The organism is Aeromicrobium chenweiae, from assembly GCF_003065605.1.
GTDB classification, from domain to species: Bacteria; Actinomycetota; Actinomycetes; order Propionibacteriales; family Nocardioidaceae; genus Aeromicrobium; species Aeromicrobium chenweiae.
The window spans coordinates 1,234,743-1,256,185 of record NZ_CP026952.1; the positions used below are offsets into that span (position 1 = coordinate 1,234,743).

The following is a 21,443-nucleotide window of genomic DNA, read 5'->3' on the forward strand; positions in this document are numbered from 1 at the left end:
CAGTCCTCAGCGGACCTCGAAGCCCACCTCGCCGGCCGGCTCCTGCTGGGTCACCTCGACGTCGGACACCGCGGCCCGCGGCGGGCCGGTGCGGCACCACGCGACGAGCTGGTCGACCACCTCGTCCGGCCCCTCGAAGACGGCCTCGACCGATCCGTCCGGGCGGTTCGCGACCCACCCGGTCGCACCCAGTCGGGTGGCCTCCTGCTGGCACGACGCGCGGAAGAAGACGCCCTGCACCGTTCCGTGGACGATCACGTGTCGACGCTTCATGCACTCCACCGTAATAGGGTCGGGCAGGTGGAAGACCTCGATGCTGTCGACGCCCTGAAGGAGATCGCGTTCTGGCTGGAGCGCGCGCAGGCCAAGAGTTATCGCGTCGAGGCGTTCCGCAAGGCCGCTGCCGCGATCGAGCACCTGAGCGCGGACGAGGTCGCCGCGCGGACCCGTGACGGCCGGCTCAAGCGCATCAAGGGCATCGGCGACCGGACGTTCGGCGTCATCAGCCAGGTCGTGGCCGGCGAGGTGCCGGACTATCTCGCGGAGCTGCGCGAGCAGGGGAGCGCCCCGCTGGCCGAGGGCGGTGCCGAGCTCCGCGCCCAGCTGCTCGGCGACCTGCACAGCCACTCGGACTGGTCGGACGGCGGATCGCCCATCGAGGAGATGGCCCGGGCGGCCAGCTGGCGCGGTCGGTCGTACCAGGTGCTGACCGACCACTCGCCCCGCCTGACGATCGCCAACGGGCTGAGTGCCGAGCGGCTGACCGAGCAGCTCGACGTCGTCGCCGGGCTCAACGAGGGTTTCGACGACTTCCGTCTGCTCAGCGGCATCGAGGTCGACATCCACGACGACGGCAGCCTCGACCAAACCGACGAGATGCTCGAGAGGCTCGACGTCGTGGTGGCCAGCGTCCACTCCAAGCTGCGGATGGACGCGAAGGAGATGACCCGTCGCATGATGACCGCGGTCGCCGATCCGCACACCAATGTCCTCGGCCACTGCACGGGCCGGCTCGTGCAGGGCGGACGTGGCCAGCGGCCGCAGTCGGAGTTCAACGCCAAGGCCGTGTTCGCCGCGTGCGCCGAGTTCGACGTCGCGGTCGAGATCAACTCGCGGCCCGAGCGACAGGATCCGCCCGACGAGCTCATCGCCCTCGCCCTCGACGCCGGCTGCCTGTTCGCGATCGACACCGATGCGCATGCGCCCGGCCAGCTGGACTTCCTCGACTACGGCGCCGCTCGCGCGGACGCGGCCGGTGTCCCGGCCGAGCGCATCGTCACCACCTGGCCCGTCGAGCGCCTGCTCGAGTGGTCGCACTCCAAGCGCTGACGCCCGCATCGTTCACCGGGCGGCGAGCAGTCCTTCGGACTCGACCAGGTCGAGATCCAGCGTCCGGTAGCCGTCCTGCTCGAACAGGACGACGACCCGGTCACCCTCGTACTGCGCGATGCGTCCGTCACCGAAGCTCGCGTGGTGGACGTCGGCGCCGAGCGGGAACGGCCGACGCGTCGCGGACGTCGACGTCCCCGCGTCGCAGGAGTCGCAGCGGCCGCAGGGATCCGGATGCGCCTCGCCGAGCAGCTCGAGCACGAGCCGCCGGCGGCAGTCGTCGGTCTCGGCATAGCGCCGGACGAGGTCGACCTCCGACTCCTGCATGGCCCGCAGGCTGTCGCGCATCGACTCGACCCGCTCCAGGATCGTCTCGGTGTGCGCACGGGTCGACAGGCGGACGCCTGCACGCTCCTCGAGCACCGCGCCGGCGCGCTCCAGCAGGTTGAGGGCCGAGCGGGAGCGACGTGTCGACAGTCCGGCAGCCGCAGCGACGGCGGCCGGACGCTGGGTGCCACGCAGGCCCCGCAAGGAGGCCACCACCGCATACACGTCGCCCAAGGACGCCCCGGCGACGGATGCGAAGTACCGCCGCAGGCCGTAGCCCCCTGGCCGGGTGAGCAGCACGGACGAGGCGGGCTCGCCGTCCCGCCCGGCACGGCCGATCTCCTGCCACAGCTCGTCGAGGCTCTCGGGCGGGTCGACGTGGACAACCTGACGCACGTCCGCGCGGTCGATGCCGAGCTCGAACGCGGAGGTCGCGAGGACGAGCCGGGCCTCCCCGTCACGGAAGCGGCGCAGGACGTCCGCGCGGTCGCTCGTCCGCATGCCGCCGTGGTACCGGTCCACCGCGTGCCCGATCCCGGTCATCATCTCGTGCAGCTCGTCGACCCGCCGGCGCGTCGCGGCGTACACCAGCATCGCGCCGCTGTCCGTGTCGTGTGTCTCGACCAGCTCGAGCAGCGCCTCCTCGGTGCTGTCGTCGTCCGCGGTGACCCGGGCCGACAGGTGGATCTCCGGCCGGTCGACGTTCCCGACGACCACGGCCATGTCGGGGACGCCGAGTCCCTCGGCCACCGCTTCGCGTGTGCGGGGCGGAGCCGTCGCGGTCAGGCCCAGCACCCGCGGCCGCCCCAGCCGCTCGATGACACTGCCGAGCGCGAGGTAGTGCGGCCGGAAGTCGACGCCCCAGGTCGCGACGCAGTGGGCCTCGTCCACTGCGAACAGGCGGACGTCGGCGTGCAGGAGCGGGTCGAGGACGGCGTCGTTGGTCGCCTGCTCGGGGGTCAGCAGCAGCACGTCGAGCCGTCCGGCTGCCGCATCGTCCAGCACCCGCCGCCGCTGCGCGGGGAGCAGGTTGCCGTTCACGGCCGCGGCCCTGGCGCCGGACTCCCGCAGGCCGGCCAGCTGGTCGGCCTGCAGCGACAGCGTCGGCGAGATCACGAGCGTCACGCCGCCCAGCAGCGCGGCCGCCACCTGGTAGACGAGGGTCTTGCCGCTGCCCGTGGGCAGCACCACCAGCGTGTCGTGGTCCACGACGCTGCGGATCGCGCGCCGCTGGTCGGGGTGCAGCGTCGCACCGTCGGGAAGCAGGGGCCGGGCGATCTGGTCGATGTCGTCGTCGAGCGTCAAGAGAAGTCCTCTACCCAGCCACCCGCGACGCCATGTGTCCTCGTGCTCAGCCGAGGCTGTCGGCCATCTCACGCACCTGCTCGGCGGTGACCTGGTGCGGGATCCGACCGGTGACCTCGTCGTAGGTGTCGACCAGGGCGCCGAGCTCCTTGACCATGCGTCGCGCGCGGGCCGGACCGTTGCCGCAGTCGGCCAGGCACTCGCCGGATGCGGCGACCTTGTGGGCGATCACGAGGGCGGCGAGCGCGTACGCCTCGGCGGCGCCCAGGTCGGGGGAGAGCGCGAACGGGAAGATCCGTGCCATCCGCTCGTGGAACTCGACGTGCTCGGGGTCGAGGTCGCCGTGGTGGGCCAGCGGGAACCGCATGGCCTGCGTGAAGGCGGCCTGCACGTCGTCCGCCGAGCCGGCACCGATCGTGAGCTCGGCGTCCTGGATCGCGGCCAGCACGCGCGGGCGAGCGCTGGGCTCCAGCAGTGCGACGACCTGGCGGGCCTGGGTGATGCGGAGCCGGGCGCGGAGCTCGGGGGAGTCCTCGGTCGTGCCGAACAGGCGACCGATCAGGGGGACGAGCCGGGGGCGGTCGCTGTCCCGCAACAGGTCGTTGACGGTGCGCGCCTCGTGGGCGAGGAGCTCGTGGGTGCACTCGGGGCGATCGCTCCACTCCTCGCCGGCCAGCAGGGAGACGTACTCCATGACGCACGCCTCACCCTGGGACGAGTCGTGGGATCCGGCGGACAGGGTGGGGAGGGCGTCGGGGACGTGGGTGGTCACCCCTCCATCCTCCGGGTGCCGTCAAGCAGCTCAGCCGATCAGCAGCGCGGCCAGCGTGCCGCCCAGCTTTGTACGCCCGGTCGACGTCGGACGCTAGGCCGGGCCGACACGCCATGTCAGGCAGCACGCGGAACAAACCAAAATGAGGGCTACAGCAGGGCAGCCTTCGGGCCTGCCATGGTGCCGCGCTCCGCCTGCGGTCACGTCTTGTGATCGTCCTTCATCTTCTTGTGGAGCATCGCGACACGCAGCATAAGAAGTAGGAAGACGGCGATGATGACGATCCTGGCAACATTGATGATCCCATTCCAGAAGTCGTTTGTGTCAGCGTCAGCCGCTGCGGTGAGGACGACAACCAACACTCCCGCAGGTATGACCTGTGTGCGCCACTGACGAATGAACTCGGGCCAGCGAGCGTCGTTGTGAAGCGGGTTCGGCACCTAGCGACCGTACTATCCGCTGTGGATAACCGCACGCTTTCCCTGTCCCGCCTCTTCATCAGGAAGCAGCCTGAGCAGCCTCATCGAGTGCAGCGGAAGCCAACGTCTGGGCAACAGACGACGCGAACCACTTGCTGCTACCACGGGCGGTGGTCACGCCGTCCGTGGTAAGGCTGTCAGCGATGGCCTGCAATGCCATGCCCGTTGCCCTGGCTGCAACGATCCGCTGGTATCGGTCCAGAAGTCCGGTGCGGACCGTGCCTGCGCGCGATAGCGTTCGCCGGATGCAGCCGCTGCCGCCCGCTGAAAAGCAGTTCCTTCTGAGACTGTGGGCGCTCGCCGGAATGGCTGTCGTTGTCCTTCTTCCCTCGCTTTTCTGGGACTTGCAGGAGAACGTGGCTGTTCGAGTTGTCACGGTCGTCCTCAGCCTTGTGCTAACTCTCGCCATCGGCGTGCTGACCTTCCGGTTGGTGCGCGACCGGCGGTCCAACCGCCACGGGTCTTAGCACGACGACGCTGGCTTCTGTCTTAGGACGCCAGAGTCGCAGCGACGGTGGAGCCAAGTTGGCTGACGGCTGCTAGATGATCAGGCGTGGGCTCACCTAGGAAGCACACTGGCTCGCTGACCTTCACCCACCCGAGGCCAGTGCTGATCGACTCCATGGCACGTTCTGCTCCACTCGTGTCGCTTCGTCCGTGAACGTAGTAGCTGAACGGCGTCTTGCGTGGGTCTTGGCTTGCCTGATCGAACGTCTGATCAAAGAAGTGTTTGACCGCTCCAGAGATGTATCCGATGTTCGCGCTCGTGCCGATGATGTAACCGTCTGCCGACAGGACGTCTTCAACCGTGGCTAGCAGAGCTTGTCTGACTAAAACCTCCACGCCCTCAATGTCCTCGTGGGTCGCGCCTGCCACAACACTGTCGAGGATCGCTGCGAGGTTGGGCGTAGGGGAGTGGTGGACGATCAGAAGCCGAGCCATGCGCTCACGGTATCCGTGTTGTCTCGTCGCAGAGCTTGATGAGGGAGCGGGCAGGGCACATGTGCTGAAGGTTTCTGAGTAGTGCTTGAGCGACCAACGGATGGCCCGAGCAAGACGGAGCGCCCCTGAGACGCGATAGGTGTCAAGGGGACTGCTTTGTCTTCAGGCTGCCGCCGAGGACGATTATCGCGCCGTTCCCGCGAACTTAGTCTTCGAATCCGAGCGCTGCACGGACGTTGTCATCATTCCCGCCGTGGCAACTATCCAGAGCCGCTAGGCATGCGTGTAGGGCTTCGTCGTCCGAGAATGCAGTCCACCCGGTGTAAGTGCTCAGCGCGTCGACGGTCTTCGCAATTGCCAAGACCACGGACAGCACGTTTCTGGCCGAGGTCTCCGCGGACTCCCAAGTCTCGACAGTGTGCAACGGCCCGTATTCGTCAGCCAGCAAAGTCAGAGGCGCACGCGAATGAGCGATCGCGGATTGGGTGTTCCACATGTCGCGCCCGAGACCGGGGAGCATCGCTTCAATCGACGCGCCGGACGACTCCCGCCTGCCATCTGCGCGCTTGATGTTGGGTCTAACCCGCTTCTTCTTGTTATAGACCACCGAGAATCCCAAGTATTCAGCGAACGAAACTAGTTCGTCGGTCGCTGGGTAGCCCTCAGCCTCGGATTCGCCTTCGCTGTCGAAGACTTCTACGAATCTCAAATTGAGGTTTCGGCGCAATCGCTCCTCGGACGAGATTTCTGGATCGGCAATCTGCCCTATCAGCGCGAGTGCTTCGAGACCGGCTCGCGCCAGAATGATTGGGGCGCGCACTTGTCCGGGTTCGGGCAGGAGGGTGGCCGCACCGGAAAGCGCGCCGACGGTCGATAGCCAGCACCGACGAATCACCTCCATCGACCACCACGTCATGTTGCGAGTCGGGTTGGTGTCGAGCCAGATGTCTGACTGGGGTGCAGATATTTGACAGAAATCAGCGATCCGGGGTGCCAGTGCGCTGTAGTCGGCCCATGCGATCGAGTCGGCCGTGGGTTGCCATAGGGGGTACGCATTGGACTGATGTGCGCTTCCGGACGAGTGCGCCCAGAGGTGTATCGATTCAGATAACCGTCGGATCGTGACGGCAGCGTCATCGGGAGACACCCGCTCCGCAACCACAGCAAGGCGCTGGGCTTTGAGGTGCTGCATCGTCGCTATGAACTCGCTCAAGTCGAAATCTGCCACTCGTATGCAGCCCCATCCAAACGAGGTTCTTCTCGTGACCACACGAGTCCGAAGCTGAGGGTAGCCGGAACGTGCTGTGAGCGGTGGAAGAACGGTGATCTCTTCCGGGACTCGCCTAATTCGACCGATGCGCTGGTGCTGTCGAAGAAGTGCTTGAGGGCGCCGCTCATGTAGCCGAAGTTCGCGCTCGTGCCCAGCACGTAGCCGTCGGCCGCGAGCACGTCCTCCACGGGGGTCTCCAGCGCGGGACGCACGACGACCTCGACGTCCTGCACCGCATCGTCGTTCGCTCCGGCCACGACGGCGTCGGTGAGACGTCGCAGGTGCGGGGTGGGCGAGTGGTGGACGATGAGCAGACGGGCCATGCCCCCACTCTGCACCCCTGGATTCTCGCTGCGAGTTTGTCTCGATGTGCCTACCATCACGTATGGACTTCGAGACCGTGGCGCGGGCGATTCTCGGCAACATCGAGAAGGTCCTCGCCGGCAAGAGCGAGGCGGCCGAGGCCGCCCTGGTGGTTCTCCTGGCCGAGGGGCACCTGCTCATCGAGGACGTGCCCGGTGTCGGCAAGACCGTGCTGGCCAAGGCGCTGGGCCGCTCGGTCGACTGCTCGGTGCGACGAATCCAGTTCACCCCGGACCTGCTGCCGTCGGACATCACGGGTGTCTCGGTCTACAACCAGGTGGAACGCGAGTTCGAGTTCAAGCCCGGCGCGGTGTTCGCCAACATCGTCATCGGTGACGAGATCAACCGTGCCTCGCCCAAGACCCAGGCCGCCCTGCTCGAGGCCATGGAGGAGCGGCAGGTCACGGTCGACGGGACCACGTACACGCTCGCGCGGCCGTTCACGGTGGTCGCGACGCAGAACCCGTTCGAGATGGAGGGGACGTACGCCCTGCCCGAGGCCCAGCGCGACCGGTTCATGGCGCGCATCTCGATGGGCTACCCGGACGCCGCGGCCGAGCTCGCGATGGTGCGCGGGCGCGACTCGGACAACCCGCTCGACGAGCTGGACGCCGTCGCCACGATCGACGACGTGCAGAACATGATCGCCACCGCGCGGACCGTCTACGTCTCTCCCGCCGTCGAGCAGTACGCGGTCGACCTCGCCCAGGCGACCAGGGTGCACCCCGACCTGCGGCTCGGGGCGAGCCCCCGCGCGACGCTGCAGCTGGTCCGGGCGGCCAAGGCGCGGGCCGCCGTCCAGGGCCGTGACTTCGTCCTGCCCGACGACGTCGACGTGCTGGTCCCGGTCGTGCTGCCGCACCGGCTGATCCCGATGCGCGGGGCCGGGTCGGTCGAGGACGTCGTCGCGCGCATCGTCGCCGAGACCCCGGTGCCCGCCGGCACCGTCCAGCCGAGCTGACATGGCCAGCGACGGTCCCGCCGGCAGGCTGCGGGAGGCGGCGAGCTCGGTGGTCCTGACCCGGCGCGGCTGGGGGTTCCTGGCCGCCGCGGTCGTGTCGTTCGTCCTCGCTCCCGTGCTGTCCCTGCCCGCGATGCTGTACCTCACGGGGCTGCTGCTCGGGCTCGTCCTTTTGTCGACCGGGTTCGTGTTCCTGGGGCACTCCCGCGTCCGGATCGAGCGGTCGTTCACGCCGCAGGTCGTGCAGCCCGGGGCGCTGTCCCGGGCCACGGTCCGGGTCACCAACCTGTCGGTGCTGCCGTGCCTGGAGGCCCGGTGGGAGGACCGCCTGCCGCACGGCATCTCGGGGGACTCGGTGGGCGTCCTGCCGGCGCTGGGAGGCAGCCACAGTGCCGAGTCGCGCGTCGGCTTCTCGTACGCCCTCCAGGGCCTGCGCCGGGGTCGGCACCCGATCGGTCCGCTGCGGGTGGACGTCGCCGACCCGTTCGGGCTCGTCTACCGCCGCCACGCGTACGGCAGCTCCGAGCCGTTGACGGTGCTGCCCCGGGTCGTGAACCTGCCGGCGATCGCGCCGCGCGGCGCGAGCGACGACGGTGCCACCCGTCCGGCTCCCCGGAACGTCGGTCTCGGTGACGACGACGTCATCGCCCGCACGTACCTGCCCGGGGACGCGCTCAAGCGCATCCACTGGAAGGCCACCGCGCACCGCGAGCAGCTCATGGTGCGCCAGGAGGAGCAGCAGGTGACGCCGCGCGCCGCCGTCCACCTCGACTGCGAGCCCACGAGCCAGGGCACCGCCCGCGACCGCAAGGGCGAGTGGGAGCACTCCGCCTCGTTCGAGTGGTGCGTGGTCGCCGCGGCGTCCATCACGACTCACCTGGTGCGCGCCGGTTACGTCGCCGCGCTGCAGTCCAGCGGTCACGCGGTCGACCGGGTCGTGGCGGAGGGGCAGGACACCCTGGAGGACGCGCTGGTCGACCTGGCCGTGCTGGAGCCGGAGGCACGCGACCACGACGCCCGCGTCGCCGCCGAGCGCGCGGTGTTCGCCGTGCTTGGCCGCCTGTCCGCGGACCGAGCGCGTCACTGGGTGAGGGCCCTCGGAGCCTCTCGGTTGATCCTTGCGTTCGTCGCGCACGGCACGTCCGCCGAGGCCCTCGAGGTGCTGGACGCGGCCCGGTGGAAGGTCGTGGAGTACGGGCCCCAGGACGACCTGGTGGACCTGTGGTCCCAGTTCGACGGGGCGAGGGCCGATGCTGCGCGCTGATCCGCACCCGCAGGCACCGCCGCGCAACCCGGGCGAGACCTGGTTCGACCACGCCCTCGTGGCGTTGTCGCTCCTGCTGCTGCTGGGCGGCTTCGGCACGGTCATCGAGGGCAACGACTGGCGGGTGACCACGATGCTGGTCGCCCTCATGACCGGAGCCACCTGTGCGCTCCTGCGCAGCCTCGGATTCCGGTTCGTGGCCCCGGTGGCGCTGCTCGTGGAGTTCCTCGCCCTGGCATGGATCTTCGTCCCGGAGACCCTGCTCGCGATCGTCCCGACCGGGCAGACGTTCACCGCGCTGGTCGATCTCGGTCGTTCCGCTCGCGAGATCATCGTGGACGACCGGGCGCCCGTCGGGGCCGCGAGCCCGATCGTGCTGACCGTCGCGGCGTCGTTCGGCCTCATCGTGATCGTCGCCGACGTCCTCCTGCAGACCCGGCGCGCCGCTCCGCTGGTGGGCGTCCTGCTGATGGCGGTGTTCGTGACCCCGGCGCTGATCTCGGGCGAGACCCCGTCCCTGTGGTCGTTCCTGGCGGTCGCGGCGCTATGGCTGGTGCTGCTGCGCTCGCGCACCTCGAGCACGGGACTGTCCCGTCGCGGCGTCGGCCCCGCCCTCGTCCTGGGGGCGGGTGCGCTGGCGGCGGCCGTCGCGTTCCCGGTCGTGTCGCCTGACGTCAGCGCGGTCGCGGCGAGCTGGGGACGCCCGCCGCCGGCGGTGTTCGGCCGCGACATCAATCCCATGCTGGAGCTGGGCCAGAACCTGCGTCGCAACTCCAGCAGCCAGGCGCTGACGTACACGACGACCGCGGACACCGCGCAGTACCTCAAGGTCGCGACGCTGCGGGACTTCAACGGCAAGACCTGGCGGCCGGCCGAGTTCGGCCGGTTCGACCGGCTGGAGGGACAGCTCCCGATCAACAACGACATCGAGGTCGAGCAGGTCAGGACGACGATCTCGATCAAGGGGCTGCGCAGCCCGATGCTGCCGGTGCCCTATCCGGCCCTGCCGATCGTGCGAGGGCTGAAGGGGGAGTGGACCTTCCAGAACCCCGGTCTGACCCTGCGGTCGCGGCAGGACGACTCGCGCGGGGAGACGTACTCCGTGGAGAGCCTCGAGGTCGTGCCGACGGCCGAGCAGATGCGCGCGATCGAGACCACGATCGGACCCCAGCTGGACCGCTACATCGAGCTGCCCGAGAAGCTGCCCAAGATCATCCGGGACACCGCGAGGGAGGTCACCGCCGACGCCGACAACGACTACGACCGCGCGCGGGCCCTGCAGAGCTATCTGCGGTCCACCGGCGGGTTCCGCTACTCCGAGACCGCTCCCGCGGCGGAGGACTACGACGGCAACGGCATGAAGGTCATCGCCAAGTTCCTGGAGGTCAAGGCCGGCTACTGCGTGCACTTCTCGTCCGCGATGGCCGTCATGGCACGGTCGCTCGACATGCCGGCCCGCATCGCGGTGGGGTACGCGCCCGGATCCGTGATCGGTGACCGCAACGGGACCACCGAGTACGAGGCGACGTCGGACAACCTGCACGCCTGGACCGAGATCTACTTCCAGGGCGTCGGCTGGACCCGGTTCGACCCGACGACCAACGTCGGCAGCTCGACGGGCTTCGAGGAGCCGGCCGCAGCCGTCCCCGAGAGCGACGACGAGGAGGCGCCCGCGCCCACCCCGCGTGACCGCAGCCAGGACAACGTGCCGACCAGCACCCCGGCTCCCGAGGCCCGTGAGTCCGAGACCGCGCCCCGCACCGCGCTGACGACGATGGGGGCGCTGCTCGTGCTCGGTGCCGCCCCGTGGCTCGTGCGGGTGGCGCGCCGCCGCTGGCGCGTGTCGAGGGGACGAGCGTCCGTCGAGCCGCTGTGGCGTGAGCTCGAGGACGTCGCGCGCGATCTCGGGGTGCCGGTGTCGGCCGCCGACACGCCTCGCGGGTTCGCCGCGCGGCTCCGCCAGCGCGACGGCGTCGACCTCGACGCCCTCGAGCGGCTGCTGCGGCGCGTCGAGGCGACCCGCTACGCCCGGGACACCCGACCTGACGGGGACGGGACGGCCGATCTCGTCGCCGTCGCGGCATCGCTCCGCGCCGGTGCGAGCACCCGCGAGCGGCTCCGCGCGACGCTGCTGCCCCGCTCCCTCGCGGGCCGGTCGCCCGTCCGGACGATCGGCGAGCCCGGCACACTGGCCACGTGAGCGCGGACGGCACCGGTGACGACGAGGTCCTGATCGGCGGACGTGAACCGCGCGAGATCGTCCTGGCCGAGCACGACCCGCGATGGGCCGGTCGCTACGAGGTGGAGCGCCGGAGGATCGTCGCGGCCCTGGGGGACAGGGTCCTCCGCATCGACCACATCGGCTCGACCGCCGTGCCCGGGCTGGCCGCCAAGCCCGTGATCGACATCGACATCTCGGTCGCCGACCCCGACGACGAGACGGCGTACGTGCCCGACCTCGAGCGCGCCGGCTACGTCCTGCGGGTCCGCGAGCCCGGGCACCGCATGCTGCGCACGCCGGAGCTCGACGTCCACGTGCACGTGTGCGCGTCCGGCAGCGACTGGGAGCGGCGCCACCTCGTCTTCCGCGACCGGCTGCGTGCACACCCCGGGGACCGGCAGCGCTACGAGGACGTCAAGCGGTCCCTCGCCGCCCGCGCGTGGGACGACACGAACGACTACGCGGACGCGAAGACGGACGTGATCGCCGAGATCATGCGCCGGGCCGGCTCAGCGCTCGGGTGAGGGCGGCGTGCCGTCGCCGAACGGACGACCACCGAGCGCCTCGCGGCCGTGCGGCGTCAGCCAGACCTCGGGCTCGGGGCCCTTGGGCACGATCTGCGTCGGGTTGATGTCGGTGTGCACGACGTAGTAGTGCTTCTTGATCTGGTCGAAGTCGATCGTCTCGCCGAATCCCGGCGTCTGGAACAGGTCGCGCGCGTACGCCCACAGCACCGGCATCTCGGTGAGCTTCTGCCGGTTGCACTTGAAGTGCCCGTGGTAGACCGGGTCGAACCGGGCGAGGGTCGTGAACAGTCGCACGTCGGCCTCGGTGATCGAGTCGCCCATCAGGTAGCGGCGGTCGGTGAGCCGCTCCTCGAGCCAGTCCATGGCCGTCCACAACCGGTCGTACGCCGCGTCGTACGCCTCCTGCGTGCCGGCGAACCCGCAGCGGTAGACGCCGTTGTTGACCTCGGTGAAGATCCGCTTCATGACGTCGTCCATCTCGTCGCGGACGTCCGCGGGCCACAGGTCCGGGGCGCCGTCGCGGTGGTGCTCGGTCCACTCGGTCGCGAAGTCGTGGGTGATCCACGGGAAGTCGTTCGTGACGACCTCGCCGGACGGCACGTCGACCATCGCCGGCACCGTGATGCCGCGCGGGTAGTCGGGGAACCGCTTGAAGTACGCCTCCTGGAGCCGCTCGATGCCGAGCACCGGGTCGCGTCCGTCGGGGTCGAGGTCGAACGTCCAGCTGCGGGCGTCGTGCGTCGGGCCGCAGTAGCCGATCGAGATGACGTCCTCGAGGCCGAGCAGGCGCCGGACGATGATCGCCCGGTTCGCCCACGGGCACGCGCGCGCGACGATCAGGCGGTAGCGGCCCGGCTCGACGGGCCAGCCGTCGCGGCCGTCCCGGGTGATCCGGTCCGGGATGTAGTTCATGTCCCGGTCGAACTCCTTGTTCGGCTCGACGTACGACCCCATGCTCGACTGGCTGCTCATGCAGCCAGCCTAGGTCGCAGGGGCAGACCGCGCCGGACGGCTAGGGTGACCTGCATGCTGGAGCCCGCGGGGGAGGTCGAGAGCGACACGTTCGACCGGGCGATCGATCTCGAGCGGTTCGACCCGCGCGCGCGGCGGACGCTGGCCGGCACCATGGCGGTCGGCTTCCTCGCCATGGCCTTCGTGGGCTGGCCCGTGGTGTGGCACGTCCTGGACACCGCGGCGGTCCTCGGCGATGCGGCGGGGAGCGGTGCGCTCGTGACGCAGGACGCCGACCGGGCCTACACCCGGCTCTACACCGCGGCGTACGTCGTGTCGATCCTGCCGCTCCTGGTGGCGGTCAGCGCGTACCTGCTCTGGCGCAGGCGGCACGCCGCGTCCGACCGGTTGCCGACGCGGCTCCTGGTCGTGCTGGGCAGCCTGGCCGTCCTGCAGCTCGCGTCGGTCGCGGTGGCCTGGGGCGACCAGTTCACGGGCCGCGCGATCCAGGAGCGGTTGACGGACGTCGGCGTCAGCATCTGGGGTCGCGACGTGATCGAACGGGGCTGGTACGCCGGCTGCGCGACGCTGGTCGCGACGGCGGCGCTGGGATCGGCCGTGATCGGCCTCGGTCCCCGCCGCGGGTGGTGGGTCTTCGCCGCCGCCTTCGCCGCGGTCGTGCCGGCGGTCTGGTTCGTGCTGGGCAGGCCGTACCTCGTCTGAGTCGGAGCCTGATAGCCTCGAGCCCTATGCGGAACCAGAGCCTGCTCCTTCTCTGCCGCGTCGAGGTCCTCTAGGTCGGACCCCTCGGCGCGGAGTTTGTCACGTCCCGGCCGCACGTCAGCCCCTGACGGACCATCCCAGACAAACACCCCGAGGAATCCGATGAACGCCTACGTCTCCACCCCCCAGCAGCCGAGCGGCATGCCGTTCCAGCGCTACGCGCCGTTCGTGCCGGTCGACCTGCCCGACCGCACCTGGCCGTCGACCACCATCACGAAGGCCCCGCGCTGGTGCGCGGTCGACCTGCGTGACGGCAACCAGGCCCTCATCGACCCGATGACGCCCGCGCGCAAGCTGGCGATGTTCCAGCTGCTCGTGAAGATGGGCTACAAGGAGATCGAGGTCGGCTTCCCGAGCGCGAGCCAGACCGACTACGACTTCGTCCGCCAGCTCATCGAGGGCGACCACATCCCCGACGACGTGGTCATCCAGGTCCTGACGCAGTGCCGCGAGCCGCTGATCGACCGCACCTTCGAGTCGCTGGTCGGCGCCAAGCAGGCCATCGTCCACTTCTACAACTCCACGTCGACGCTGCAGCGCCGGGTCGTGTTCGGCCTCGACAAGGACGGCATCACCGACATCGCGACGCAGGGCGCCCGGCTGTGCATGAAGTACGCCGAGATCCACACGCCTGACACCACGATCCTCTACGAGTACTCGCCGGAGTCCTACACGGGCACCGAGCTGGACTACGCGCTCGAGGTCTGCAGCGCGGTCATCGACGTGATCGACCCGACGCCGGAGTGGCCGCTGATCATCAACCTGCCGGCGACGGTCGAGATGGCCACCCCCAACGTGTACGCCGACTCGATCGAGTGGATGCACCGCCACCTGCCCCGGCGCGACAGCATCGTGCTGTCGCTGCACCCCCACAACGACCGCGGCACCGGTGTCGCGGCGGCCGAGCTGGGCTACATGGCCGGCGCGGACCGCATCGAGGGCTGCCTGTTCGGCAACGGCGAGCGGACCGGCAACGTGTGCCTGGTGACGCTGGGCATCAACATGCTCAGCCAGGGCGTCGACCCGGAGATCGACTTCAGCAACATCGACGACGTACGCCGCACGGTCGAGTACTGCAACGAGCTGCCGGTGCCCGAGCGCCACCCGTACGGCGGCGACCTGGTCTACACCGCGTTCAGCGGCTCGCACCAGGACGCCATCAAGAAGGGCTTCGAGCACATGGCGATCGACGCGCAGGCCGCAGGCCGCGACGTCGACGACATGCCGTGGGCCGTGCCCTACCTGCCGATCGACCCGCGCGACGTGGGCCGGTCGTACGAGGCCGTCATCCGGGTCAACAGCCAGTCCGGCAAGGGCGGTGTCGCGTACATCCTCAAGAACGACCACCAGCTGGACCTGCCGCGCCGCCTGCAGATCGAGTTCAGCCAGGTCGTCCAGGGCCTCACCGAGGGCGAGGCCGGGGAGATCGAGCCGGCCGAGATCTGGGCCGCGTTCCAGCGCGAGTACCTCGAGCGGGAGGCGCCCTACTCGCTGATCACCTACAGCTCGGTCACCTCGGCCGACGGCAGCGACCAGCAGGTCGTCGAGATGCAGGTGCGCGGCGAGGCGCAGGAGTTCAAGGGCGAGGGCAACGGCCCGGTCGCGGCCTTCATCGAGAGCCTGCGCCAGGCCGGCGCCGACATCCGCCTCCTGGACTACTCCGAGCACGCGCTGTCCTCGGGCGGCGACGCGTTCGCCGCCGCGTACGTCGAGTGCGACGTCGCGGGCGAGACCGTGTGGGGTGTCGGGATCCACGAGAACATCGTCACGGCCTCGCTGCGGGCGGTCGTCTCGGCGGCCAACCGCGCGGACGCCGAGACGATCCCGGCCTAGCCGATCGAGGCCGCGCTGCGCCGCTGGTCGACCACGAGGGTGACCAGCGCCAGCGCGGCCAGCACGGCCGCGGCGACCGAGAACGCGATGCCGGTCGGGTCCAGGCCCCAGTGGTCGGACGCGATCCCGCTGCCGATGACGGGCACCGAGATGGCGACGTAGGCCACCACGAAGAACGCGGACGTCGTCCCGGCGCGCTCGTGCGACGCGACCCGCGCCAGCACGGCCGCGAGCCCCTTGCTGAACGCGATGCCCTGGCCGGCACCTGCGACGACGCCCGCGACGAGCATCAGCCACAGGGACCTCTCGGAGAGCGAGAACGTGAAGAGGACCAGCCCCACGAACAACAGGCTGCAGCCGAGGTTCACGCCGGGATCGGTGGGCAGGCGGTGCAGCAGCACCTGCGCCACCACGGACGACGCGAACAGCGCGAAGACGACCGACACCGACACGAGCGGGGAAGGGGAATCCACCGCCTCCGCCACGAAGCGCGGCGAGACGGCGGTGAACAGGCCCGAGACCGCGAACCCCGCGAAGCCGGCGATGCCCGCACCGATGAACGTGGTCCGCGCGGAGGCCGGCACGAGCGGACGCTGCAGCCGGGGCCGGGCGCCCGGGCTGACCTCGACGGTCTCGGGCACCCGGGTCAGCAGCCCGAGGACGAGCAGGGCGGCGACGGCGTGCACGACGAACGTCAGGTGCAGGGGCCACGGGAAGACGTCGACGAGCCCGGCGGCGACGACCGGACCCAGGCCGAGCCCGCCGATGTTGGCCACCGTCGCGACGAGTGGGGCACGCGCCCGCCACCGCTCGGGGGCGGCCTCGAGGACCGCGGCCGTCGCGGTGCCGACGTAGATGCCGGCGGACACGCCCGAGACGGCGCGCGCAACCAGGAGCAGCCAGGTGGCGTCGGCGACGAGGAACACCAGGTCGCTGGTCAGGGAGATGGTCAGGCCGGCGAGGAGGAGCGGGCGTCGACCGATCGCGTCCGACCAGCGCCCGAACAGCAGCAGCGCGGCCAGCACGCCGAACGCGTACGTCGCGAACACGACGGTGATCGTGGTCAGCGAGAAGCCGATCTCGTCCTGGTAGAGACCGTAGAGCGGCGTCGGCAGGGTCGTGCCGACCATCGTGACGAGGAAGGCGAGCACGACAACGGTGAAGGCGCGTGCGCCGGTGAGACGAGGCATGAGGCTCCTGGCGGTGCAGACGGGCTGTTCCTGGCACAACCGCGACCGGCCGGCCCCGCATCCCGACGCGCGGTGTGCGCTGGCTCACACCAGGCGGCCTCAGTCGGGGCTCGTGTGCGGGACCACCCAGCCCAGGGCGTGGTCGACCGCGCGGTTCCACTGGGCGGCCTCGCGCGCGCGGACGTCGGCGTCCATCTGGGGGCGCCAGACCGCGGCCACGTGGCGGTGATGACGCAGCGCGGCCAGGTCGGACCAGAATCCCACGGTGAGCCCGGCGGCGTAGGCGGCTCCGAGGCACACGGTCTCGGAGACCAGGGGACGCTCGACCGGCACGTCCAGGACGTCCGACAGCATCTGCATCAGCAGGTGGTTGGACGTCATCCCGCCGTCCACCCGCAAGGTCTCCAACGTCAGCCCGAGCTCGCGGCCGATCGCCTCGACGACCTCCCAGGTCTGCCAGGCCGTGGCCTCCAGGACGGCGCGGGCGAGGTGCGCCTTCGTCACGAACGAGGTCAGGCCCACGATGACGCCGCGGGCGTCCTGGTCCCATCGCGGCGCGTAGAGCCCCGAGAACGCCGGGACGATGTAGCAGCCGCCGTTGTGGTCGACCGAGCGCGCGAGGGTCTCCACCTGCGGCGCCGACGGGATGATCTCGAGGGAGTCGCGCAGCCACTGCACCAGTGAGCCGGCCATCGCGATCGAGCCCTCCACGGCGTAGACGGGATCGTCGTCGCCCAGCTCGTAGCCCACGGTGGGCAGCACCGACGGGCCCGGCGTGGGTCGTTCGGAACCGGCGTTGACCAGCAGGAACGCCCCCGTGCCGTAGGTGCACTTGGCGTCGCCCGGCTCGAAGCAGGTCTGGCCGAACAGTGCCGCCTGCTGGTCGCCCAACGCCCCGGCGATCGGGACGCCCGGCAGCGGTGCGACGCAGGTGCCGTACACCTCGGCGTTGGACCGGATCGTCGGCAGGACCGCACGAGGCACGTCCAGCAGGTCGAGCATCGACTCGTCCCACTCGCGGCTGGACAGGTCCATCAGCATCGTGCGGCTCGCGTTGGTGACGTCGGTGACGTGGACCCCGGTGTCGACCCCTCCGGTGAGGTTCCAGATGAGCCAGCTCTCCATCGTCCCGAACAGCAGCTCACCCGCCTCGGCCCGCGCCCGCAGCCCGCGGCCGTGGTCCAGCAGCCAACGCAGCCGGGGACCGGCGAAGTAGGTGCGGGGCTGCAGCCCCGTGACCTCCGCGATGCGTCCGGCCGTCCCGCGCGCCACGAGGTCGTCGATGATCGCGGACGTCCGGGTGTCCTGCCAGGTGATCGCAGGGGCGACCGTGCGCCCGGTGGTGCGGTCCCACACGACCGACGTCTCGCGCTGGTTGGCGATGCCGAGCGCAGCGACCTGGCCGGGGCCGATGCCGGCCTGGGCCAGCGCCTCGGGCACGAGGTGTCGGACATGGCGCCAGATCTCGTCGGCGTCCTGCTCGGCCCAGCCGGGCTGCGGGAAGACCTGGTGGTGCTCCCGCTGCGCCAGTGAGCGGGTGCGCCCCTGGCTGTCGAAGATCATGCACCGGGTCGAGGTCGTGCCCTGGTCGATGCCGGCGATCATCGTCTCGCTCACGGCCGGAGCCCCAACGAGCGCGAGATCGAGGCCGCGGTGTCGACGGTCGCCGTCACCACGGAGTCGAGGGGGGTGCCGCTGGGGCGGAACACCCGTCCGACCGGGCCCACGACCGCCAGCGCTCCGACGCCGCTGCCGCCGTAGCCCCGCAGGGGAGCCGCGACAGCACCGATGTCGGGGACCAGCTCGCCCTGCTCCATGGCCCAGCCCCGCCGGCGGGCGGCGCGGATCTCGGCGTCGAGCGCCGCGTGGGTCACGAGGGTGCGCCGCGTGAAGCGGGTGAACGGCTCGGCACCGTCCGGCCCGGCGGCCGCGAAGCCCAGCATCGCCTTGCCGAGGGCGCTCGCGTGCAGCGGGAGGACCTCGCCGACCCGCAGTTGCTGGGTCGAGTCGTCGGGCCGGAACACGTGGTGCACGATGCGGACGCCGGCCGGGTCGGGGAACCCGATGTGCACCTCCAGGCGGGTGCGCGAGGCCAGCGCGTCCGACCAGTTCATCGCGTGCGAGCGCAGGTCGTGGGGATCGATCCCCGGCTCCTGGAGGGTGCGTATGCCGTCGCCGAGCGAGTACGCCGAGCTGGCCGGGTCCTGGTGCACGAGACCCACGTCGCGGAGCGTCCGCACGAGACCGAACGTCGTCGGCCGGGACAGGCCCAGTGCGTCCGCGATCTCCGACAGGCGCATGGGCCGGCCCGCGCCACCGAGGGCGCGGAGCACGGCCACGGCACGTTCGACGGACTGGATGGGACCCGACACTCATCGAGGATAGGAGCGGCGTTCGACAATGTCGAACAGTCGCTCTTGGCGCCTCCCGAACCCGTCCGTACTGTCGCGAACACCCAGAATTCCAACGACTATCGGTACAGGTGGAGACATGAGGAAGAACAGTCTGTGGGGTGAGGTGCTCGCCGAGACGTTCGGCACGATGGTCCTCATCCTGTTCGGGGCAGGGGTCGTGGCGCAGGTCGTCACGGGCGACGGTGCGGCGGGTGACCACGACTCGATCGCGTGGGCGTGGGGGATCGGCGTGACGCTCGGCGTGTACGTCGCGGCGCGGCTCTCGGGCGCCCACCTCAACCCGGCGGTCACGGTCGCGCTCGCGGCGTTCAAGGGGTTCGAGTGGCGCAAGGTGGCGCCGTACATCGCTGCGCAGACCGTGGGCGCGTTCATCGCGGCCCTCATCGTCCGCGCCACGTACGCGGATCTCATCGCGAAGATCGATCCCGGGCACACCTACAAGACCCAGGGCATCTTCTCGACGTCCCCGACCGCGGGGGTGTCGATCCCGTCGGCGTTCCTCGACCAGGTGGTCGGCACCGCGATCCTGGTGTTCGTGATCTTCGCGCTGACGACGGCCACCAACAACCCGCCCCTGGCGAACATCGGCCCGGTCGTGGTCGGCCTGCTCGTCGTGGCGATCGGCATGTCGTTCGGCGGCAACGCCGGCTACGCGATCAACCCGGCCCGGGACTTCGGGCCCCGGCTGGCGTCGTGGATCACCGGGTACGGCGACGCGTGGAACAGCACGAGCGGCGACCATCCGGTCTACTTCTGGCTGCCGATCGTCGCGCCGATCATCGGCGGCCTGATCGGCGGCGCGCTGTTCAAGTACCTCATCGAGATGAACCTGCCCGACGAGCCTGAGACGATCACGGTCTCCGAGCCGACCGTCTCCGAGCCTCCCGTCGACAGCGAGGCTGTCGCCTCCGCGCGGCGCACCACCAACCCCACCACCACGACAGAAGGACACCACCATGGCTGACTACGTCGGTTCGATCGACCAGGGCACGACCAGCACCCGCTTCATGATCTTCGACCACAGCGGCAACGAGGTCGCCCGTCACCAGCTCGAGCACGAGCAGATCATGCCCCAGGCCGGTTGGGTCGAGCACAACCCCGTGGAGATCTGGGAGCGCACGTCGGCGGTCATCCAGACGGCCATGACCAAGGCCAAGCTCGGCCCCGAGGACCTCGTGGCGCTCGGCATCACCAACCAGCGCGAGACGACGGTCGTGTGGAACAAGAAGACGGGTCGCCCGTACTACAACGCGATCGTGTGGCAGGACACCCGGACCGACCGCATCGCGAGCGCCCTCGACCGTGACGAGCGGGGCGACATCATCCGCCGCAAGGCCGGGCTGCCGCCTGCGACGTACTTCTCCGCCGGCAAGATCCAGTGGATCCTCGAGAACGTCGACGGGGTGCGGGAGGCGGCCGAGAAGGGTGATGCGATCTTCGGCAACACCGACAGCTGGATCATCTGGCAGCTGACGGGCGGTCGCCACGGCGGCGTGCACGTCACCGATCCCACCAACGCGAGCCGCACGATGCTGATGGACCTCGAGACGCTCGAGTGGGACGACGAGCTGCTCGGGTTCTTCGACATCCCGCGCTCGATGCTGCCGGAGATCAAGCCGTCGTCGACGGCCGACGGCTACGGGACGACGCTGGAGAACGGCCCGCTGGGCGGCGAGGTGCTGATCACCGGCATCCTCGGCGACCAGCAGGCCGCGACGGTCGGCCAGGTCTGCTTCGCGCCGGGAGAGGCCAAGAACACCTACGGCACCGGCAACTTCATGCTGCTCAACACCGGCAAGGAGCTGGTGCGGAGCAAGGCCGGCCTCCTGACGACCGTGTGCTACCAGTTCGGGGACGACGCACCCGTGTACGCGCTGGAGGGGTCGATCGCCGTGACCGGCTCCGCCGTGCAGTGGCTGCGCGACCAGCTCGGCATCATCTCCGGTGCCGCCCAGTCCGAGTCGCTGGCGCGCCAGGTCAAGGACAACGGCGGCGTCTACTTCGTGCCCGCGTTCTCGGGACTCTTCGCGCCCTACTGGCGATCGGACGCACGCGGAGCGATCGTGGGCCTGTCGCGCTTCAACACCAACGCGCACCTGGCCCGGGCGACCCTCGAGTCGATCTGCTACCAGTCACGCGACGTCGCCGAGGCGATGGAGAAGGACTCCGGCGTCGTCCTGGAGGTCCTGAAGGTCGACGGCGGCGTCACCGCCAACGAGCTGTGCATGCAGATCCAGGCCGATGTCCTGGGCGTCGCCGTCAGCCGCCCGGTCGTCGCGGAGACGACGGCGCTCGGCGCCGCGTACGCCGCGGGGCTCGCGGTCGGGTTCTGGTCCTCGACCGACGAGCTGCGCGAGAACTGGAACGAGTCGAAGCGCTGGGAGCCGCAGTGGGACGACGAGCAGCGCACCGCCGGCTACGCCCAGTGGACGAAGGCGATCCAGCGGACCCTCGACTGGGTCGACGTCGACTAGATCGACACCGTCGGGGGCCGGTCCAGCCGGCCCCGACC

Annotated in this window: 21 protein-coding genes; 10 read left to right on the forward strand and 11 right to left on the reverse strand. The window is 70.1% G+C overall.

The window, feature by feature from the left end; genetic code table 11:
* Window positions 1-6: 6 nt before the first annotated feature.
* A complete protein-coding gene (locus C3E78_RS05935) occupies window positions 7-273 on the reverse strand; it encodes an acylphosphatase (RefSeq protein ID WP_108577428.1) in 267 nt (88 codons plus the stop codon).
* A gap of 27 nt (window positions 274-300) precedes the next feature.
* Here C3E78_RS05935 and C3E78_RS05940 point away from each other — a divergent pair, with 27 nt between their 5' ends.
* Complete coding sequence (locus tag C3E78_RS05940; RefSeq protein ID WP_108577429.1) at window positions 301-1,329, forward strand: PHP domain-containing protein; 1,029 nt, start codon at window positions 301-303, stop codon at window positions 1,327-1,329.
* Between the two features lie 12 nt (window positions 1,330-1,341).
* Here C3E78_RS05940 and C3E78_RS05945 read toward each other — a convergent pair whose 3' ends face one another.
* From C3E78_RS05945 to C3E78_RS18205, 3 genes are all read right to left on the reverse strand, one after another.
* Window positions 1,342-2,961: a RecQ family ATP-dependent DNA helicase gene (locus C3E78_RS05945; RefSeq protein ID WP_159085825.1), complete on the reverse strand. Its 1,620-nt coding sequence runs from the start codon at window positions 2,959-2,961 to the stop codon at window positions 1,342-1,344.
* A 46-nt stretch (window positions 2,962-3,007) separates the two neighbouring features.
* The gene (locus tag C3E78_RS05950) at window positions 3,008-3,733 is read right to left on the reverse strand and encodes a hypothetical protein (RefSeq protein ID WP_108577431.1); all 726 of its coding nucleotides are present in this window, start codon (window positions 3,731-3,733) and stop codon (window positions 3,008-3,010) included.
* Window positions 3,734-3,933: 200 nt separating this feature from the next.
* Window positions 3,934-4,173 (reverse strand): hypothetical protein, encoded by a 240-nt coding sequence (locus C3E78_RS18205; protein WP_135804852.1) that lies wholly within the window; start codon window positions 4,171-4,173, stop codon window positions 3,934-3,936.
* A 182-nt stretch (window positions 4,174-4,355) separates the two neighbouring features.
* Here C3E78_RS18205 and C3E78_RS05955 point away from each other — a divergent pair, with 182 nt between their 5' ends.
* Window positions 4,356-4,679, forward strand: a complete 324-nt coding sequence (locus tag C3E78_RS05955) for a hypothetical protein (RefSeq protein WP_135804853.1) — start codon at window positions 4,356-4,358, stop codon at window positions 4,677-4,679.
* Window positions 4,680-4,701: 22 nt separating this feature from the next.
* Here C3E78_RS05955 and C3E78_RS05960 read toward each other — a convergent pair whose 3' ends face one another.
* The 3 genes from C3E78_RS05960 to C3E78_RS18605 all read right to left on the reverse strand — a co-directional run bounded on the left by C3E78_RS05960 (window position 4,702) and on the right by C3E78_RS18605 (window position 6,747).
* On the reverse strand, window positions 4,702-5,154 hold the full coding sequence (locus C3E78_RS05960) for a flavodoxin family protein (RefSeq protein ID WP_108577433.1): 453 nt from the start codon (window positions 5,152-5,154) through the stop codon (window positions 4,702-4,704).
* Between the two features lie 205 nt (window positions 5,155-5,359).
* Entirely contained in the window at window positions 5,360-6,382 is a 1,023-nt protein-coding gene (locus tag C3E78_RS18210) for a hypothetical protein (protein ID WP_135804854.1), read from the reverse strand.
* A complete protein-coding gene (locus C3E78_RS18605; RefSeq protein WP_235833699.1) occupies window positions 6,364-6,747 on the reverse strand; it encodes a flavodoxin family protein in 384 nt (127 codons plus the stop codon). Before C3E78_RS18605 ends, C3E78_RS18210 begins: the two co-directional genes overlap by 19 nt.
* A 62-nt stretch (window positions 6,748-6,809) precedes the next feature.
* Between C3E78_RS18605 and C3E78_RS05975 the strand changes: the two genes are divergently transcribed.
* Genes C3E78_RS05975 through C3E78_RS05990 form a run of 4 tightly spaced genes read left to right on the forward strand, consistent with a single transcriptional unit; the run spans window position 6,810 to window position 11,757 of the window.
* Window positions 6,810-7,748, forward strand: coding sequence for an AAA family ATPase (locus C3E78_RS05975; protein WP_108577435.1), 939 nt, complete (start codon window positions 6,810-6,812; stop codon window positions 7,746-7,748).
* Window position 7,749: 1 nt separating this feature from the next.
* Window positions 7,750-9,012: a DUF58 domain-containing protein gene (locus C3E78_RS05980; RefSeq protein ID WP_108577436.1), complete on the forward strand. Its 1,263-nt coding sequence runs from the start codon at window positions 7,750-7,752 to the stop codon at window positions 9,010-9,012.
* Complete coding sequence (locus C3E78_RS05985; RefSeq protein ID WP_108577437.1) at window positions 8,999-11,212, forward strand: transglutaminase TgpA family protein; 2,214 nt, start codon at window positions 8,999-9,001, stop codon at window positions 11,210-11,212. Before C3E78_RS05980 ends, C3E78_RS05985 begins: the two co-directional genes overlap by 14 nt.
* On the forward strand, window positions 11,209-11,757 hold the full coding sequence (locus tag C3E78_RS05990; protein WP_108577438.1) for a GrpB family protein: 549 nt from the start codon (window positions 11,209-11,211) through the stop codon (window positions 11,755-11,757). Before C3E78_RS05985 ends, C3E78_RS05990 begins: the two co-directional genes overlap by 4 nt.
* Here C3E78_RS05990 and C3E78_RS05995 read toward each other — a convergent pair.
* The gene (locus C3E78_RS05995) at window positions 11,743-12,732 is read right to left on the reverse strand and encodes a glutathione S-transferase family protein (RefSeq protein WP_108577439.1); all 990 of its coding nucleotides are present in this window, start codon (window positions 12,730-12,732) and stop codon (window positions 11,743-11,745) included. The two genes, C3E78_RS05990 and C3E78_RS05995, sit on opposite strands and share 15 nt — an antisense overlap.
* Window positions 12,733-12,786: 54 nt before the next feature.
* On the opposite strand from C3E78_RS05995, the gene C3E78_RS06000 reads away from it, so the two are divergent.
* Together C3E78_RS06000 and leuA are read left to right on the forward strand one after the other, a co-directional pair.
* Window positions 12,787-13,434 carry a hypothetical protein gene (locus C3E78_RS06000; protein WP_108577440.1) on the forward strand — a complete coding sequence of 216 codons (648 nt, stop codon included), beginning with the start codon at window positions 12,787-12,789 and terminating at the stop codon, window positions 13,432-13,434.
* A 162-nt stretch (window positions 13,435-13,596) separates the two neighbouring features.
* Complete coding sequence (gene leuA, locus C3E78_RS06005) at window positions 13,597-15,327, forward strand: 2-isopropylmalate synthase (RefSeq protein WP_108577441.1); 1,731 nt, start codon at window positions 13,597-13,599, stop codon at window positions 15,325-15,327.
* On the opposite strand, the gene C3E78_RS06010 is transcribed toward leuA, so the two are convergent.
* The 3 genes from C3E78_RS06010 to C3E78_RS06020 all read right to left on the reverse strand — a co-directional run bounded on the left by C3E78_RS06010 (window position 15,324) and on the right by C3E78_RS06020 (window position 18,889).
* Window positions 15,324-16,517: an MFS transporter gene (locus C3E78_RS06010; RefSeq protein ID WP_108577442.1), complete on the reverse strand. Its 1,194-nt coding sequence runs from the start codon at window positions 16,515-16,517 to the stop codon at window positions 15,324-15,326. The two genes, leuA and C3E78_RS06010, sit on opposite strands and share 4 nt — an antisense overlap.
* Window positions 16,518-16,616: 99 nt before the next feature.
* The gene (gene glpK / locus C3E78_RS06015) at window positions 16,617-18,122 is read right to left on the reverse strand and encodes a glycerol kinase GlpK (protein ID WP_424922767.1); all 1,506 of its coding nucleotides are present in this window, start codon (window positions 18,120-18,122) and stop codon (window positions 16,617-16,619) included.
* An 8-nt stretch (window positions 18,123-18,130) separates the two neighbouring features.
* The gene (locus C3E78_RS06020; RefSeq protein ID WP_108577444.1) at window positions 18,131-18,889 is read right to left on the reverse strand and encodes an IclR family transcriptional regulator; all 759 of its coding nucleotides are present in this window, start codon (window positions 18,887-18,889) and stop codon (window positions 18,131-18,133) included.
* Between the two features lie 118 nt (window positions 18,890-19,007).
* Between C3E78_RS06020 and C3E78_RS06025 the strand changes: the two genes are divergently transcribed.
* Together C3E78_RS06025 and glpK (C3E78_RS06030) are read left to right on the forward strand one after the other, a co-directional pair.
* Entirely contained in the window at window positions 19,008-19,895 is an 888-nt protein-coding gene (locus C3E78_RS06025) for an MIP/aquaporin family protein (protein ID WP_108577445.1), read from the forward strand.
* A complete protein-coding gene (gene glpK, locus C3E78_RS06030) occupies window positions 19,888-21,405 on the forward strand; it encodes a glycerol kinase GlpK (RefSeq protein WP_108577446.1) in 1,518 nt (505 codons plus the stop codon). The genes C3E78_RS06025 and glpK (C3E78_RS06030) overlap by 8 nt, the downstream gene beginning before the upstream one ends.
* Window positions 21,406-21,443 lie beyond the last annotated feature (38 nt).